The sequence below is a fragment of the Pseudomonas sp. TE3-3-F2023 genome (genome assembly GCF_036784815.1).
GTDB lineage: Bacteria > Pseudomonadota > Gammaproteobacteria > Pseudomonadales > Pseudomonadaceae > Aquipseudomonas > Aquipseudomonas pudica.
In genome coordinates, this window is the sequence record NZ_CP145113.1 from 353,507 (window position 1) to 367,932 (window position 14,426).

Sequence of the window (14,426 nt, forward strand, 5' to 3'; positions counted from 1 at the left end):
CAACCCAGAGTGGGGTATGATGCGGGTCCTTTTGGCCTGGCCTGCTACCCCGCCCTGCGGTTGCTGGAAACCTGATGACGCTGCCCGCTGACATCCCCGCCGACCTGCTCCCCCCCCGTGTTCGCCCGGTGGACCGGCTCGGCTTTACCCTGTTCCTGGCCGCCCTGGTGCACCTGGCGCTGATCCTTGGCGTCGGCTTCAGCGTGGTCAAGCCTGCCGAAATCCGCCACACCATGGACATCACCCTGGCCACCTTCAAGAGCGAGAAACCGCCGGAGAAGGCCGATTTCCAGGCCCAGGACAACCAGCAGGGCAGCGGCACCCTGGACAAGAAAGCGGTGCCCAAGACCACCGAACTGGCACCGTTCCAGGACAGCAAGATCAACAAGATCACCCCGCCACCCGCCGCGAAGCCCGAGGTGGTACCGCCCCCTGTCCAGCAGAAGTCGGCGGTAGTGACCACGGCGCCCAAGCCACAGAAGGTCGAGCCCAAGCCCAGGGAAAGCAAGCCGCAGCCCAAGCCGGCAGCCCCGGCACCGGACTTCGACAGCTCGCAGTTGTCCAGCCAGATCGCCAGCCTGGAGGCGGAGCTGTCCAACGAACAGCAGATGTACGCCAAGCGCCCACGCATCCACCGGCTCAATGCTGCATCGACCATGCGCGACAAGGGTGCCTGGTACAAGGAGGAGTGGCGCAAGAAGGTCGAGCGTGTGGGCAATTTGAACTACCCCGACGAAGCGCGCCGGCAACAGATCTACGGCAACCTGCGCATGATGGTGTCGATCAACCGCGATGGCTCGCTGTACGAAGTGCTGGTGCTGGAGTCGTCCGGCCAACCGGTGCTGGACCAGGCGGCGCAGCGCATCGTTCGGCTGGCGGCGCCGTTTGCGCCGTTTACCGGGGACCTGGCCGAGTTTGACCGGCTGGAGATCATCCGTACGTGGCGCTTTGCCCGTGGGGACCGTCTGTCCAGTAACTGAATCAGGGCCGCTTTGCGCCCCATCGCCGGCAAGCCAGCTCCCACAGGGATAGCACATGGCTTGAGATCGATGCGATCGGTGTGGGAGCTGGCTTGCCGGCGATGGGCTGCACAGCAGCCTCAAAACAGCCATGCCGAGCACCTTGTCAGCCTCGCCACCTGGCGCCACACTATCCCCCATGAAAACCCTCACGCCGAGCTACCTCAAGCATCAGTTCCTGATCGCCATGCCGCACATGGCCGATCCGAACTTCGCCCAGACCCTCACGTACATTGTCGAGCACAATGCCCATGGCGCCATGGGTCTGGTGGTCAACCGGCCGCAGGAGCTGAACCTGGCCGACATCCTCGAGCAGCTGCGCCCGGACGAAATGCCACCGGCCAGCACCTTGCAGGTGCCAATCTACCAAGGTGGCCCGGTACAGACCGACCGCGGCTTCGTGCTGCACAGCAGCGAATGCAGTTTCCAGGCCACCGTGGCGCTGGAGGGGCTGTCGCTGACCACTTCGCAGGATATATTGCTTGCCATCGCCGCCGGCGTAGGTCCGAAACAGAGCTTGATCACCCTGGGCTATGCCGGCTGGGAAGCGGGCCAACTGGAAGCGGAGCTTGCCGACAACGCCTGGCTCAACTGCCCGTTCGACCCGGAAATCATCTTCGGCCTGACCAGTGACCTGCGCCTGGAAGCCGCCGCCGCCAGCCTGGGGATCAACCTGAACCTGCTGACCAGCCAGGCGGGCCATGCCTGATGGCCGAACTGCACCCTGAACTGCGTCTGCTGCTGGGCTTCGACTACGGCAGCAAACAGATCGGCGTGGCCGTCGGCCAGGTGGTCACCGGCCAGGCCCGCGAGCTTTGCACCCTGAAGGCACAGAACGGCGTGCCGGACTGGGCCCAGGTGGAAAAGCTGATTGCCGAATGGAAGCCCGACGCCATCGTCGTCGGCCTGCCGCTGAACATGGACGGCACCCCCAGCGAAATGAGCGCCCGCGCAGAAAAGTTCGCCCGCCGCCTGAACGGCCGCTTCAACCTGCCCGTGCACACCCACGACGAACGCCTGACCACCTTCGAGGCCAAGGGCGAGCGCATGGCCCGTGGCGGCCAGCGCGGCAGCTACCGCGACAACCCGGTCGATGCCATCGCGGCCGCCCTGTTGCTGCAAGGCTGGCTGGAGGCCAATACCTGATCATCTTTGCCGCCGGGCCCGCCCGGCGCACCCTTCCGAGGAGCCTGCAATGAGCCTACCCGATCCAGCCGAACTGATTCGGCAGATGGCAGTCGACCTTCGCGCCCACCTGGCCCGCCGGGCAATTACCGAACCGCGCTACATCGGCATCCGCACCGGCGGCGTCTGGGTTGCCCAGGCCCTGCAGGAAGCCATGGGCGACACCAGCCCCATGGGCACTCTGGATGTGTCGTTCTATCGCGACGACTTCAGCCAGAACGGCCTGCACCCGCAAGTGCGCCCGTCCGAGCTGCCGTTCGAGGTCGAGGGCCAGCACCTGGTGCTGGTGGATGACGTGCTGATGAGCGGCCGCACGGTGCGCGCCGCGCTCAACGAACTGTTCGATTATGGCCGCCCGGCCAGCGTCACCCTGGTCTGCCTGCTGGACCTGGATGCCGGCGAACTGCCAATCCGCCCGAATGTACTCGGCGCCACCCTGTCGCTGGCCGCCCATGAACGGGTAAAATTGACCGGACCCGCACCGCTCGCCCTCGAGCGCCAGGACCTCGCCTCCGCTTCCGCCCTTTAAGAGTCCCCCGCGATGACGCCAATCGACGCCAAGCGCCCGCTGCAGCTCAATGATCAGGGCCAGCTGCGCCACTTCCTCTCGCTCGACGGTTTGCCCCGCGAACTGCTCACCGAGATCCTCGACACTGCCGACTCCTTCCTGGAAGTCGGTGCCCGGGCCGTGAAGAAAGTCCCGTTGCTGCGCGGCAAGACCGTGTGCAACGTGTTCTTCGAGAACTCCACACGTACCCGTACCACCTTCGAACTGGCGGCCCAGCGCCTGTCGGCCGACGTGATCAGCCTGAACGTGTCGACCTCCTCGACCAGCAAGGGCGAAACCCTGTTCGACACCCTGCGCAACCTCGAAGCCATGGCCGCCGACATGTTCGTGGTGCGCCACTCCGATTCCGGGGCCGCGCACTTCATCGCCGAGCACGTGTGCCCGGAAGTTGCCGTGATCAATGGCGGCGACGGCCGGCATGCGCACCCGACCCAGGGCATGCTCGACATGCTCACCATCCGCCGCCACAAGGGCAGCTTCGAGAACCTGTCGGTGGCCATCGTCGGCGACATCCTGCACTCGCGCGTGGCTCGCTCCGACATGCTGGCGCTCAAAGCCCTGGGCTGCCCGGACATTCGCGTGGTCGGCCCGAAAACCCTGATCCCGATCGGTATCGAGCAGTATGGTGTGAAGGTATACACCGACCTTGCCGAAGGCCTGAAGGACGTCGATGTGGTGATCATGCTGCGCCTGCAGCGTGAGCGCATGGCCGGTGGCCTGCTGCCCAGCGAAGGCGAGTTCTACCGCCTGTTCGGCCTGACCACCGCGCGCCTGGCCGACGCCAAGCCCGACGCCATCGTCATGCACCCGGGCCCGATCAACCGTGGCGTGGAAATCGAGTCGGCGGTGGCCGACGGCAAGCACTCGGTGATCCTCAACCAGGTCACCTACGGTATCGCCGTGCGCATGGCCGTGCTGTCCATGGCCATGAGCGGGCAGAACGCGCAACGTCAATTCGACCAGGAGAACGCCCAGTGACCATCAGTATTCTCGGCGCCCGGGTCATCGACCCCAACAGCGGCCTGGACCAGGTCACCGACCTGCACCTGGACGGCGGCCGCGTTGCCGCCATCGGTGCCGCACCGGCCGGGTTCAGCGCCAGCCGCACGATCCAGGCTGACGGCCTGGTCGCCGCGCCCGGCCTGGTCGACCTCGGCGTGTCCCTGCGCGAGCCGGGCTACAGCCGCAAAGGCAACATCGCCAGTGAAACCCGCGCCGCCGTCGCTGGCGGTGTCACCAGCCTGTGCTGCCCACCGCAGACCAAGCCGGTGCTGGACACCTCGGCCGTGGCCGAACTAATCCTCGACCGCGCCCGCGAGGCCGCCAACAGCAAGGTCTACCCGATCGGCGCCCTGACCAAGGGCCTGGAAGGCGAGCAACTGGCCGAGCTGGTGGCCCTGCGCGACACCGGCTGCGTGGCCTTCGGCAATGGCCTTAAGGAAATCCCCAACAACCGTACCCTGGCCCGCGCCCTGGAATACGCCGCCACCTTCGACCTGACCGTGGTGTTCCACTCCCAGGACCGCGACCTGGCCCACGGTGGCCTGGCCCACGAAGGTGCCATGGCCAGCTTCCTCGGCCTGCCGGGCATCCCGGAAACCGCCGAGACCGTGGCCCTGGCGCGCAACCTGCTGCTGGTGGAACAGACCGGCGTGCGGGCGCACTTCACCCAGATCACCAGCGCCCGCGGCGCGCGGCTGATCGCCCAGGCACAGGCCCTGGGCCTGCCGGTGACCGCCGATGTGGCGCTGTATCAGCTGATTCTCACCGACGAATCGCTGCGCGAGTTCTCCAGCCTGTACCACGTGCAGCCGCCGCTGCGCACCGCCGCCGACCGCGACGGCCTGCGCGAGGCGGTGAAGTCGGGGGTGATCCAGGCGATTTCCAGCCACCACCAGCCGCACGAGCGCGACGCCAAGCTGGCCCCGTTTGGCGCCACCGAGCCGGGCATCAGCAGCGTCGAGCTGCTGTTGCCATTGGCCATGACCCTGGTGCAGGACGGCCTGCTCGACCTGCCAACCTTGCTGGCCCGCCTGAGCAGCGGCCCGGCGGCGGCCCTGCGCCTGCCGGCCGGCGAGCTGAAAGTGGGTGGCGCGGCCGACCTGGTGCTGTTCGACCCGCAAGCCTCGACCGTGGCCGGCGAGCAGTGGTTCTCGCGTGGCGAGAACTGCCCGTTCATCGGCCACTGCCTGCCGGGGGCGGTGCGTTATACCTTGGTCGATGGGCACGTCTGCCACGAGGCCTGAGTAACCCTCACTGGCCTCATCGCCGGCAAGCCAGCTCCCACAGGGAAATCACTGCCCTCCAGGCCTGTGCTATCCCTGTGGGAGCTGGCTTGCCGGCGATGAGGCCAGCGCAAGGGAACATCTACCATTCATCCCCCACGGTTGAAATCCTTCCCCCCACCCCCATATGAGTCTGCATCAGGCACTTTCGCCCCGCTGCGTGGAGACTCTCCCCTTGACCACCATCGTTTCTGTCCGCCGTAACGGCAAAGTCGTCATGGGCGGCGACGGCCAGGTATCCCTCGGCAACACCGTGATGAAAGGCAACGCCAAGAAGGTGCGCCGCCTGTACCACGGCCAGGTCATCGCGGGCTTCGCCGGCGCCACCGCCGATGCGTTCACCCTGTTCGAGCGCTTCGAAGGCCAGCTCGAGAAACATCAGGGCCATCTGGTCCGCGCCGCCGTGGAACTGGCCAAGGAGTGGCGTACCGACCGTTCCCTGAGCCGCCTGGAAGCCATGCTGGCCGTGGCCAACAAGGACGCCTCTCTGATCATCACCGGCAACGGCGATGTGGTCGAGCCCGAAGACGGCCTGATCGCCATGGGTTCCGGCGGCGCCTACGCCCAGGCCGCAGCCCGCGCCCTGCTGAACAAGACCGACCTCTCGGCCCGTGAAATCGCCGAGACCGCCCTGAACATCGCTGGCGATATCTGCGTGTTCACCAACCACAACCTGACCATCGAGGAGCAGGACCTGGCCGACTGATCAGCTGTTCTGGCGCCTCATCCCGGTGATGGGGTTTTTCCACGCTGATTCATTCCGCCCGAGGACCATTTTCATCATGTCCATGACCCCCCGCGAGATCGTCCACGAACTCAACCGCCACATCATCGGCCAGGACGACGCCAAGCGCGCCGTGGCCATCGCCCTGCGCAACCGTTGGCGGCGCATGCAGCTCCCCGCCGAGCTGCGCGCAGAAGTGACCCCGAAAAACATCCTGATGATCGGCCCCACCGGCGTCGGCAAGACCGAGATCGCCCGCCGCCTGGCCAAGCTGGCCAACGCGCCGTTCCTCAAGGTCGAAGCCACCAAGTTCACCGAAGTGGGCTACGTGGGCCGCGACGTCGAGTCGATCATCCGCGACCTGGCCGATGCCGCGCTGAAGATGCTGCGTGAGCAAGAGATCATCCGCGTGCGCCACCGCGCCGAGGACGCCGCCGAAGACCGCATCCTCGACGCCCTGCTGCCGCAGGCGCGGGTCAGCAGCTTCGCCGAGGAAGCCGCGCAGACCAGCACCGACTCCAACACCCGCCAGCTGTTCCGCAAGCGCTTGCGCGAAGGCCAGCTGGACGACAAGGAAATCGAGATCGAAGTGGCCGATGCCGTGGGCGTCGAAATTGCCGCGCCGCCCGGCATGGAAGAAATGACCAACCAGCTGCAGAGCCTGTTCGCCAACATGGGCAAAGGCAAGCGCAAGGCGCGCAAGCTGAAGGTTAAAGAAGCGCTGAAGATGGTTCGCGATGAAGAAGCGAGCCGCCTGGTCAACGAGGAAGAGCTCAAGGCCAAGGCCCTGGAAGCGGTCGAACAGCACGGCATCGTGTTCATCGACGAAATCGACAAGGTTGCCAAGCGCGGTAACGTTGGCGGCGCCGACGTGTCCCGTGAAGGCGTGCAGCGCGATTTGCTGCCGCTGATCGAAGGCTGCACCGTCAACACCAAGCTGGGCATGGTCAAGACCGACCACATCCTGTTCATTGCCTCGGGTGCGTTCCATCTGAGCAAGCCGAGCGACCTGGTGCCCGAACTGCAAGGCCGCCTGCCGATCCGTGTGGAGCTCAAGGCACTGACCCCGGAAGACTTCGAGCGCATCCTGCAGGAGCCGCACGCGTCGCTGACCGAACAGTACCAGGCCCTGCTCAAGACCGAAGGCCTGAACATCGAGTTCCTCGCCGACGGCATCAAGCGCCTGGCCGAAATTGCCTACCAGGTCAATGAGAAGACCGAGAACATCGGTGCCCGCCGCCTGCACACCCTGCTCGAGCGTTTGCTCGAAGAGGTGTCGTTCAGCGCTGGCGACCTGGCCAGCACTCATGACGAAGCGCCGATCCAGATCGACGCAGCGTATGTGAACAGCCACCTGGGTGAGCTGGCGCAGAACGAAGACCTGTCGCGTTACATCCTGTAAGACCGCACGGGGCCGCTTTGCGGCCCAATCGCCGGCAAGCCAGCTCCCACAAGTCAGCGCGGCCCTCAAGGCCAGTGGAGTACCTGTGGGAGCTGGCTTGCCGGCGATTGGGCTGCAAAGCAGCCCCCTTGCACAATCCCCCGAATCTCCCGAAGCTGTACACCATCAGTTCTCCAGAGATTCCAGCCATGGCCCGCCTGCCCACCGCCATCAACCTGCACAAAGCCTCGAAAACCCTCAGCCTCACCTACGCCCCCGGCGAGGTCTACCACTTGCCCGCCGAATTCCTGCGCGTGCACTCTCCCTCCGCCGAGGTCCAGGGCCACGGCAACCCCATCCTGCAGTTCGGCAAGATCAACGTTGGCCTCAGCGGCCTGGAGCCTGCCGGCCAATACGCACTGAAACTGACCTTCGACGATGGCCATGACAGCGGCCTGTTCACCTGGGAATACCTCGAGCAGCTGTGTCTGCGCCAGGAACAGCTGTGGGCCGAATACCTCGACGAACTGCACAAGGCTGGGAAGTCCCGCGACCCCGCCGAGTCGGTGGTCAAACTCATGCTCTAGCGCAAGGCCTGCGGGATTTAGAGCGCATTTTCTAAAATCATCTGTTTGAATGCCTTACAGACAGCCCAGTGACGGGCTGTCTTGCGCATTACATGAAAGTCGGGTAACCAATGGGGGGTGGCAAGTTCCCTGCATCGAATTGCAGGTAGTCAGCACCCTCGCAGCACCGCTGTTCCTTATCACTGGTCACCCGAGTAGCAGTACCGGGCTCAGAACTGTGCACCCGTCACAGCAACCGGTACTCGTCTCAGGACAACGGAGCGTCGTAGATGAGTAACAAGAACAATGATGAGCTGCAGCGGCAGGCCTCGGAAAACACCCTGGGGCTGAACCCGGTCATCGGTATCCGTCGCAAGGACCTGTTGAGCTCGGCACGCACCGTGCTGCGCCAGGCCGTGCGCCAACCGCTGCACAGCGCCAAGCATGTGGCCCACTTTGGCCTGGAGCTGAAGAACGTGCTGCTGGGCAAGTCCAGCCTTGCCCCGGAAAGCGACGACCGTCGCTTCAATGACCCGGCCTGGAGCAACAACCCGCTTTACCGCCGCTACCTGCAAACCTACCTGGCCTGGCGCAAGGAGCTGCAGGACTGGATCGGCAGCAGCGACCTGTCGCCCCAGGACATCAGCCGCGGCCAGTTCGTCATCAACCTGATGACCGAAGCCATGGCCCCGACCAACACCCTGTCCAACCCGGCAGCGGTCAAACGTTTCTTCGAAACCGGCGGCAAGAGCCTGCTCGATGGCCTGTCCAACCTGGCCAAGGACCTGGTCAACAACGGTGGCATGCCCAGCCAGGTGAACATGGACGCGTTCGAAGTGGGCAAGAACCTGGGCACCAGCGAAGGTGCCGTGGTGTACCGCAACGACGTGCTGGAGCTGATCCAGTACAGCCCCATCACCGAGCAGGTGCATGCCCGACCTCTACTGGTGGTGCCACCGCAGATCAACAAGTTCTACGTATTCGACCTGAGCCCGGAAAAGAGCCTGGCGCGCTACTGCCTGCGCTCGCAGCAGCAGACCTTCATCATCAGCTGGCGCAACCCGACCAAGGCCCAGCGCGAATGGGGCCTGTCCACCTACATCGATGCCCTCAAGGAAGCGGTCGACGCGGTGCTGGCTATTACCGGCAGCAAGGACCTGAACATGCTCGGTGCCTGCTCCGGCGGCATCACCTGCACGGCATTGGTCGGCCACTATGCCGCCCTTGGCGAGAACAAGGTCAATGCCCTGACCCTGCTGGTCAGCGTGCTGGACACCACCCTGGACAACCAGGTCGCCCTGTTCGTCGACGAGCAAACCCTTGAGGCCGCCAAGCGCCACTCGTACCAGGCCGGCGTGCTCGAGGGCAGCGAGATGGCCAAGGTGTTCGCCTGGATGCGCCCCAACGACCTGATCTGGAACTACTGGGTAAACAACTACCTGCTCGGCAACGAGCCGCCGGTGTTCGACATCCTGTTCTGGAACAACGACACCACGCGCCTGCCGGCCGCCTTCCACGGCGACCTGATCGAGATGTTCAAGAGCAACCCGCTGACCCGCCCGGACGCCCTGGAAGTGTGCGGCACCCCGATCGACCTGAAGAAAGTGCCGTGCGACATCTTCAGCGTGGCCGGCACCGCAGACCACATCACCCCCTGGCAGTCCTGCTATCGCTCGGCGCACCTGTTCGGCGGCAAGATAGAATTCGTACTGTCCAACAGTGGCCATATCCAGAGCATCCTCAACCCGCCGGGCAACCCCAAGGCGCGCTTCATGACCGGCGCCGATCGCCCGGGTGACCCAGTGGCCTGGCAGGAGAACGCCACCAAGCATGCCGACTCCTGGTGGCTGCACTGGCAGAGCTGGCTGGCCGAGCGCGCCGGCGAGCTGAAGAAGGCGCCGACCCGCCTGGGCAACCGTGCCTATGCCGCAGGCGAAGCCGCCCCAGGCACCTACGTTCACGAACGTTGAGCTGCAGCGCCGTGGCCCCCTGCGGGGCTACGGTGTTCATTTCACCCCATGAGTCACGCGCATGCCGCAACCCTACATCTTCAGGACCGTCGAGCTGGACAATCAGTCCATCCGCACCGCCGTCCGCCCGGGCAAACCGCATCTGACGCCGTTGCTGATCTTCAACGGCATCGGCGCCAACCTGGAGCTGGTGTTTCCGTTCATCGAAGCACTGGACCCGGACCTGGAAGTCATTGCCTTCGATGTGCCCGGGGTCGGCGGCTCGTCCACGCCCCGCCACCCGTATCGCTTCCCCGGTTTGGCCAAACTGACGGCGCGCATGCTCGACTACCTCGACTACGGCCAGGTCAATGTCATCGGCGTGTCATGGGGCGGCGCCCTGGCCCAGCAGTTTGCCCACGATTACCCCGAGCGCTGCAAGAAGCTGGTACTGGCCGCCACTGCAGCCGGTGCGGTGATGGTGCCGGGCAAGCCCAAGGTGTTGTGGATGATGGCCAGCCCGCGGCGTTACGTGCAGCCGTCGCATGTTATCCGCATTGCGCCGATGATCTATGGCGGCGGCTTCCGGCGCGACCCGGAGCTGGCCATGCACCATGCTGCCAAGGTGCGCTCCGGCGGCAAAATGGGCTACTACTGGCAACTGTTCGCCGGGCTTGGCTGGACCAGCATCCACTGGCTGCACAAGATCCAGCAGCCTACCCTGGTGCTGGCTGGCGACGACGACCCGCTGATCCCGCTGATCAACATGCGCCTGCTGGCCTGGCGAATTCCCAATGCCCAGCTACACATTATCGACGACGGCCATCTGTTCCTGATCACCCGGGCCGAGGCCGTCGCGCCGATCATCATGAAGTTCCTTCAGCAAGAGCGTCAGCGTGCCGTCATGCATCCTCGCCCGACTTCGGGTGTGTGAGGGCGATTTGGGGGCCTGTGGGAGCGGGTTCACCCGCGAAGAATCCAACTCGGTGTATGGCACCGGCTTCGCCGGTGTGCGCGGGTGAACCCGCTCCCACAGAGACCCTGCTAAATCAGTAAGTATGTTTAGTCATGAGGCACCAGGTCAGGACGAGGGAGTGTTGCCATGAAAGACAAACCGGCCAAAGGAACGACAACGCTTCCCGCCACCAGCATGAACGTGCAGAACGCCATCCTCGGCCTGCGCGGTCGTGACCTGATTTCCACGCTGCGCAATGTCAGCCGCCAGAGCCTGCGCCACCCGCTGCACACCGCACATCACCTGTTGGCACTGGGGGGCCAACTGGGCCGGGTGATGCTGGGGGACACACCGTTTCAGCCGAACCCGCGCGATCCGCGCTTCAACGACCCGACATGGAGCCAGAACCCGCTCTACCGGCGCGGCCTGCAGGCCTACCTGGCGTGGCAGAAACAAACTCGCCTGTGGATCGAGGAAAGTCACCTGGACGATGATGACCGGGCCCGTGCGCACTTTCTGTTCAACCTGATCAACGATGCCCTGGCTCCGAGCAACTCGCTGCTCAACCCGTTGGCAGTCAAGGAACTGTTCAACAGCGGTGGCCAAAGCCTGGTACGCGGCATGGCCCATCTGCTCGATGACCTGCGCCACAACAACGGCCTGCCACGCCAGGTCGACGAGCGCGCCTTCGAAGTGGGCGTCAACCTGGCCGCGACCGCCGGCGCCGTGGTGTTTCGCAACGAGCTGCTGGAGCTGATCCAGTACAAGCCGATGAGCGAAAAGCAGTACGCCCGGCCACTGCTGGTGGTGCCGCCACAGATCAACAAGTTCTACATCTTCGACCTCAGCGCGACCAACAGCTTTGTCCAGTACATGCTCAAGAGCGGCCTGCAGGTTTTCATGGTCAGCTGGCGCAACCCCGACCCGCGCCACCGCGAATGGGGCCTGTCCAGCTACGTGCAGGCCCTGGAAGAAGCGCTCAATGCCTGCCGGAGCATCAGTGGCAACCGCGACCCCAACCTGATGGGGGCCTGCGCCGGCGGCCTGACCATGGCCGCGCTTCAGGGCCACCTGCAAGCCAAGCACCAGCTGCGCCGGGTGCGCAGCGCCACCTACCTGGTCAGCCTGCTGGACAGCAAGTTCGAAAGCCCAGCCAGCCTGTTCGCCGACGAGCAGACCATCGAGGCCGCCAAGCGCCGCTCCTACCAGCGCGGCGTGCTGGATGGCGCCGAGGTGGCACGGATCTTTGCCTGGATGCGGCCCAACGACCTGATATGGAACTACTGGGTAAACAACTACCTGCTCGGCAAGACACCACCAGCCTTCGACATCCTGTACTGGAACGCCGACAGCACACGCCTGCCCGCCGCGCTGCATGGCGACCTGCTGGACTTCTTCAAGCTCAACCCGCTGACCCACCCCGCCGGCCTGGAAGTGTGCGGCACACCCATCGACCTGCAGAAGGTCGAACTGGACAGCTTCACCGTGGCCGGCAGCAACGACCACATCACCCCATGGGACGCCGTGTACCGCTCGGCCTTGCTGCTGGGCGGTGACCGGCGCTTCGTGCTGGCCAACAGCGGGCACATCCAGAGCATCATCAACCCGCCCGGCAACCCCAAGGCCTACTACCTGGCCAACCCCAAGCTGTCCAGCGACCCGCGTGCCTGGTTCCACGACGCCAAGCGCAGCGAAGGCAGCTGGTGGCCGTTGTGGCTGGAGTGGATCACCCCGCGCTCCGGTCCGCTCAAGGCACCGCGCAGTGAACTGGGCAATGCCACCTACCCACCATTGGGCCCTGCGCCGGGCACCTACGTGCTGACCCGATGAGCATGCCGACCGGATGAAGACTCGCGACCGAATCCTCGAATGTGCCCTGCAGTTGTTCAACCAGCAGGGCGAACCGAACGTATCCACCCTGGAAATTGCCAACGAACTGGGTATCAGCCCCGGCAACCTCTACTACCACTTCCACGGCAAGGAGCCTTTGGTGCTGGGGCTGTTCGAGCGCTTCGAAGAAGCGCTGATGCCCTTGCTCGACCCGCCGCTGGAGGTACGCCTGGACGCCGAGGATTACTGGCTGTTCCTGCACCTGATCGTCGAACACATGGCGCAGTACCGCTTCCTGTTCCAGGACCTGTCGAACCTGACTGGGCGCCTGCCCAAGCTGGCCCGCGGCATGCGTAGCCTGATCAACGCGCTCAAGCGCACGCTGGCGGCATTGCTGGCCAGCCTCAAGGGCCAGGGGCTGGTAGAGAGCGAAACCCAGGCGCTGGGGCAACTGGTGGAGCAGATCACTTTGACACTGATGTTCTCGCTGGATTATCAGCGGGTACTGGGGCGCGAGGGGGATGTGGGAATTGTGGTGTACCAGGTGATGATGCTGGTGGCGCCGCATTTGCAGGCTCAGGCGCGCGGGGCAGCGGAGCAGTTGGCGGTGCGGTATCTGGAGGGGTAGGCCTGACAGGAATGTATTGCAGCAGCCGACGCATTCGCGGGTGAACCCGCTCCCACAGGGTACGGTGCAGTACCTGTGGGAGCGGGTTTACCCGCGAAGAAGTCGACGCGGTATCAGATCAGGGTACCGGTACCTGTCTGTGCCGGAGGCGGGTTGCTGGCCGGAGCAGCGGTTGGTGCCGGAGCTGCGCTAGCGGCCGGAGCGGCGCTGGCCGCTGGGGCTGTCGGCTTGGCCGGTGCTTTCTTCACCGCAGGTTTCTTAGCCGCGGCCGGCTTGGCCGCGGCCGGTTTCGCTGCCGGTTTCGCTGCCGGTTTCGCCGCAGGCTTGGCCGCCGCAGTCTTGGCAGCAGGTTTAGCCGCTGGGGCCTTGGCTGCCGGCTTGGCTGCCGCGGTTTTGGCCGCAGGCTTGGCCGCTGCCGTCTTGGCCAGTGGCTTGGCCGCCGCCTTGCTCGCAGCCGGTTTGGCCGCAGCGCGCGACGAAATCGGCGTAACCGAGGCACCGGTGAGTTTCTCGATCTGCTTGGTCAGGCTATCCACTTGCTGGTGCAGGGCCTTGATCTCGTTGCGGCTCGGCACGCCAAGGCGCGAGATGGCGCTGTTCAGGCGCTTGTCGAAGGCCTCTTCGAGTTCGCTCCACTTGCCCAGCGCACGATCCTTCACGCCCGATACACGCGAAGTGGTCGACGACTTGGCAGTTTCAGCGACATCTTCGGCGGTCTTCTTCGCCTGCTTCTCGGCCTTCTCACCATCCTTCACCAGCGAGTCGAACAGCTTCGGGCCGTCCTGGTCGATCTTCGAATAGATACCAAGCCCAGCCAGCCAGATCTTGCGGGAGTACTTCTCGATCCCGCCGACCCAGGAGCTGCCTTCTTTCTCTGAATTCTTCTTGCCAGCCATCCTGCTCTCCTTATGGTTTGTGCGCGACGCGCTCGAGCAGCTCGTGCAGCTGTTCAAGCTTGATGGACAACGCCTCAACGTCATGTTTAGACGGAATGCCAAGGCGATTCAAGGCGCGACCTACCCGCGCGTCGAAAGCTTTTTCGATCTTGTCCAGTTGAACTTCGACCTTGCCGCGTACGCGACTGACTTCCTGGGTCGCTTCGTCGATCTGGTTGTTGGCAGCATCGAGCTCCTTGTCGATGCGCTTCTTGCCACGCTTCTCGACGCCTTCGCCGGCCTTGACCAGCTCACTGAAGTAGTCGGAGCCTTCCTGGCCCACACGCGCATAGGCGCCGATGCCCGCCAGCCAGATCTTGCGCGCGTAGCCGCGCACCTCGCCCAGCGTGCCCGGGGCGTCGTCCTTTTTCTTCACAGTCACTTTGGCCATGCTCTGTACC

The 14,426-nt window shown here is 64.6% G+C and carries 15 protein-coding genes; 13 read left to right on the plus strand and 2 right to left on the minus strand.

What is annotated here, in order from left to right:
* Nucleotides 1–74: 74 nt before the first annotated feature.
* From V3314_RS01590 to V3314_RS01650, 13 genes are all read left to right on the plus strand, one after another.
* Nucleotides 75–980 carry an energy transducer TonB gene (locus V3314_RS01590; protein WP_046613438.1) on the plus strand — a complete coding sequence of 302 codons (906 nt, stop codon included), beginning with the start codon at nucleotides 75–77 and terminating at the stop codon, nucleotides 978–980.
* Between the two features lie 178 nt (nucleotides 981–1,158).
* Complete coding sequence (locus tag V3314_RS01595; protein ID WP_015272081.1) at nucleotides 1,159–1,728, plus strand: YqgE/AlgH family protein; 570 nt, start codon at nucleotides 1,159–1,161, stop codon at nucleotides 1,726–1,728.
* Nucleotides 1,728–2,165 (plus strand): Holliday junction resolvase RuvX, encoded by a 438-nt coding sequence (ruvX, locus tag V3314_RS01600; protein ID WP_013974530.1) that lies wholly within the window; start codon nucleotides 1,728–1,730, stop codon nucleotides 2,163–2,165. Before V3314_RS01595 ends, ruvX begins: the two co-directional genes overlap by 1 nt.
* A gap of 49 nt (nucleotides 2,166–2,214) precedes the next feature.
* Nucleotides 2,215–2,733 (plus strand): bifunctional pyr operon transcriptional regulator/uracil phosphoribosyltransferase PyrR, encoded by a 519-nt coding sequence (pyrR, locus tag V3314_RS01605; protein WP_025340908.1) that lies wholly within the window; start codon nucleotides 2,215–2,217, stop codon nucleotides 2,731–2,733.
* 12 nt (nucleotides 2,734–2,745) lie between these two features.
* A complete protein-coding gene (locus V3314_RS01610) occupies nucleotides 2,746–3,750 on the plus strand; it encodes an aspartate carbamoyltransferase catalytic subunit (RefSeq protein ID WP_338459853.1) in 1,005 nt (334 codons plus the stop codon).
* Entirely contained in the window at nucleotides 3,747–5,018 is a 1,272-nt protein-coding gene (locus V3314_RS01615; protein ID WP_046613441.1) for a dihydroorotase, read from the plus strand. Before V3314_RS01610 ends, V3314_RS01615 begins: the two co-directional genes overlap by 4 nt.
* 214 nt (nucleotides 5,019–5,232) lie before the next feature.
* The gene (gene hslV, locus V3314_RS01620; RefSeq protein ID WP_003249309.1) at nucleotides 5,233–5,763 is read left to right on the plus strand and encodes an ATP-dependent protease subunit HslV; all 531 of its coding nucleotides are present in this window, start codon (nucleotides 5,233–5,235) and stop codon (nucleotides 5,761–5,763) included.
* Between the two features lie 76 nt (nucleotides 5,764–5,839).
* A complete protein-coding gene (hslU, locus tag V3314_RS01625) occupies nucleotides 5,840–7,183 on the plus strand; it encodes an ATP-dependent protease ATPase subunit HslU (RefSeq protein ID WP_015272084.1) in 1,344 nt (447 codons plus the stop codon).
* Between the two features lie 188 nt (nucleotides 7,184–7,371).
* A complete protein-coding gene (locus tag V3314_RS01630) occupies nucleotides 7,372–7,749 on the plus strand; it encodes a DUF971 domain-containing protein (RefSeq protein WP_003249306.1) in 378 nt (125 codons plus the stop codon).
* Nucleotides 7,750–8,018: 269 nt separating this feature from the next.
* On the plus strand, nucleotides 8,019–9,698 hold the full coding sequence (gene phaC / locus V3314_RS01635) for a class II poly(R)-hydroxyalkanoic acid synthase (protein WP_046613445.1): 1,680 nt from the start codon (nucleotides 8,019–8,021) through the stop codon (nucleotides 9,696–9,698).
* A gap of 61 nt (nucleotides 9,699–9,759) precedes the next feature.
* On the plus strand, nucleotides 9,760–10,611 hold the full coding sequence (phaZ, locus tag V3314_RS01640) for a poly(3-hydroxyalkanoate) depolymerase (protein ID WP_338459854.1): 852 nt from the start codon (nucleotides 9,760–9,762) through the stop codon (nucleotides 10,609–10,611).
* 168 nt (nucleotides 10,612–10,779) lie between these two features.
* A complete protein-coding gene (phaC, locus tag V3314_RS01645) occupies nucleotides 10,780–12,462 on the plus strand; it encodes a class II poly(R)-hydroxyalkanoic acid synthase (RefSeq protein ID WP_338459855.1) in 1,683 nt (560 codons plus the stop codon).
* Nucleotides 12,463–12,475: 13 nt separating this feature from the next.
* A complete protein-coding gene (locus V3314_RS01650; RefSeq protein ID WP_046613449.1) occupies nucleotides 12,476–13,090 on the plus strand; it encodes a TetR/AcrR family transcriptional regulator in 615 nt (204 codons plus the stop codon).
* Between the two features lie 113 nt (nucleotides 13,091–13,203).
* Here the strand turns inward: V3314_RS01650 and V3314_RS01655 are convergent, their stop codons facing one another.
* Both V3314_RS01655 and V3314_RS01660 read right to left on the minus strand, forming a co-directional pair.
* Nucleotides 13,204–13,986: a phasin family protein gene (locus V3314_RS01655; protein WP_046613450.1), complete on the minus strand. Its 783-nt coding sequence runs from the start codon at nucleotides 13,984–13,986 to the stop codon at nucleotides 13,204–13,206.
* 10 nt (nucleotides 13,987–13,996) lie between these two features.
* Entirely contained in the window at nucleotides 13,997–14,416 is a 420-nt protein-coding gene (locus V3314_RS01660) for a phasin family protein (protein WP_046613451.1), read from the minus strand.
* Nucleotides 14,417–14,426: the final 10 nt, after the last annotated feature.

Bases quoted from the DNA above. Each gene is read 5' to 3' on its own strand.
- V3314_RS01590 (WP_046613438.1), top strand. From the start codon at position 75: ATGACGCTGCCCGCTGACATCCCCGCCGACCTGCTCCCCCCCCGTGTT.
- V3314_RS01595 (WP_015272081.1), top strand. From the start codon at position 1,159: ATGAAAACCCTCACGCCGAGCTACCTCAAGCATCAGTTCCTGATCGCC.
- ruvX (WP_013974530.1), top strand. From the start codon at position 1,728: ATGGCCGAACTGCACCCTGAACTGCGTCTGCTGCTGGGCTTCGACTAC.
- pyrR (WP_025340908.1), top strand. From the start codon at position 2,215: ATGAGCCTACCCGATCCAGCCGAACTGATTCGGCAGATGGCAGTCGAC.
- V3314_RS01610 (WP_338459853.1), top strand. From the start codon at position 2,746: ATGACGCCAATCGACGCCAAGCGCCCGCTGCAGCTCAATGATCAGGGC.
- hslU (WP_015272084.1), top strand. From the start codon at position 5,840: ATGTCCATGACCCCCCGCGAGATCGTCCACGAACTCAACCGCCACATC.
- V3314_RS01630 (WP_003249306.1), top strand. From the start codon at position 7,372: ATGGCCCGCCTGCCCACCGCCATCAACCTGCACAAAGCCTCGAAAACC.
- phaC (WP_046613445.1), top strand. From the start codon at position 8,019: ATGAGTAACAAGAACAATGATGAGCTGCAGCGGCAGGCCTCGGAAAAC.
- phaZ (WP_338459854.1), top strand. From the start codon at position 9,760: ATGCCGCAACCCTACATCTTCAGGACCGTCGAGCTGGACAATCAGTCC.
- phaC (WP_338459855.1), top strand. From the start codon at position 10,780: ATGAAAGACAAACCGGCCAAAGGAACGACAACGCTTCCCGCCACCAGC.
- V3314_RS01650 (WP_046613449.1), top strand. From the start codon at position 12,476: ATGAAGACTCGCGACCGAATCCTCGAATGTGCCCTGCAGTTGTTCAAC.
- V3314_RS01655 (WP_046613450.1), bottom strand. From the start codon at position 13,986: ATGGCTGGCAAGAAGAATTCAGAGAAAGAAGGCAGCTCCTGGGTCGGC.
- V3314_RS01660 (WP_046613451.1), bottom strand. From the start codon at position 14,416: ATGGCCAAAGTGACTGTGAAGAAAAAGGACGACGCCCCGGGCACGCTG.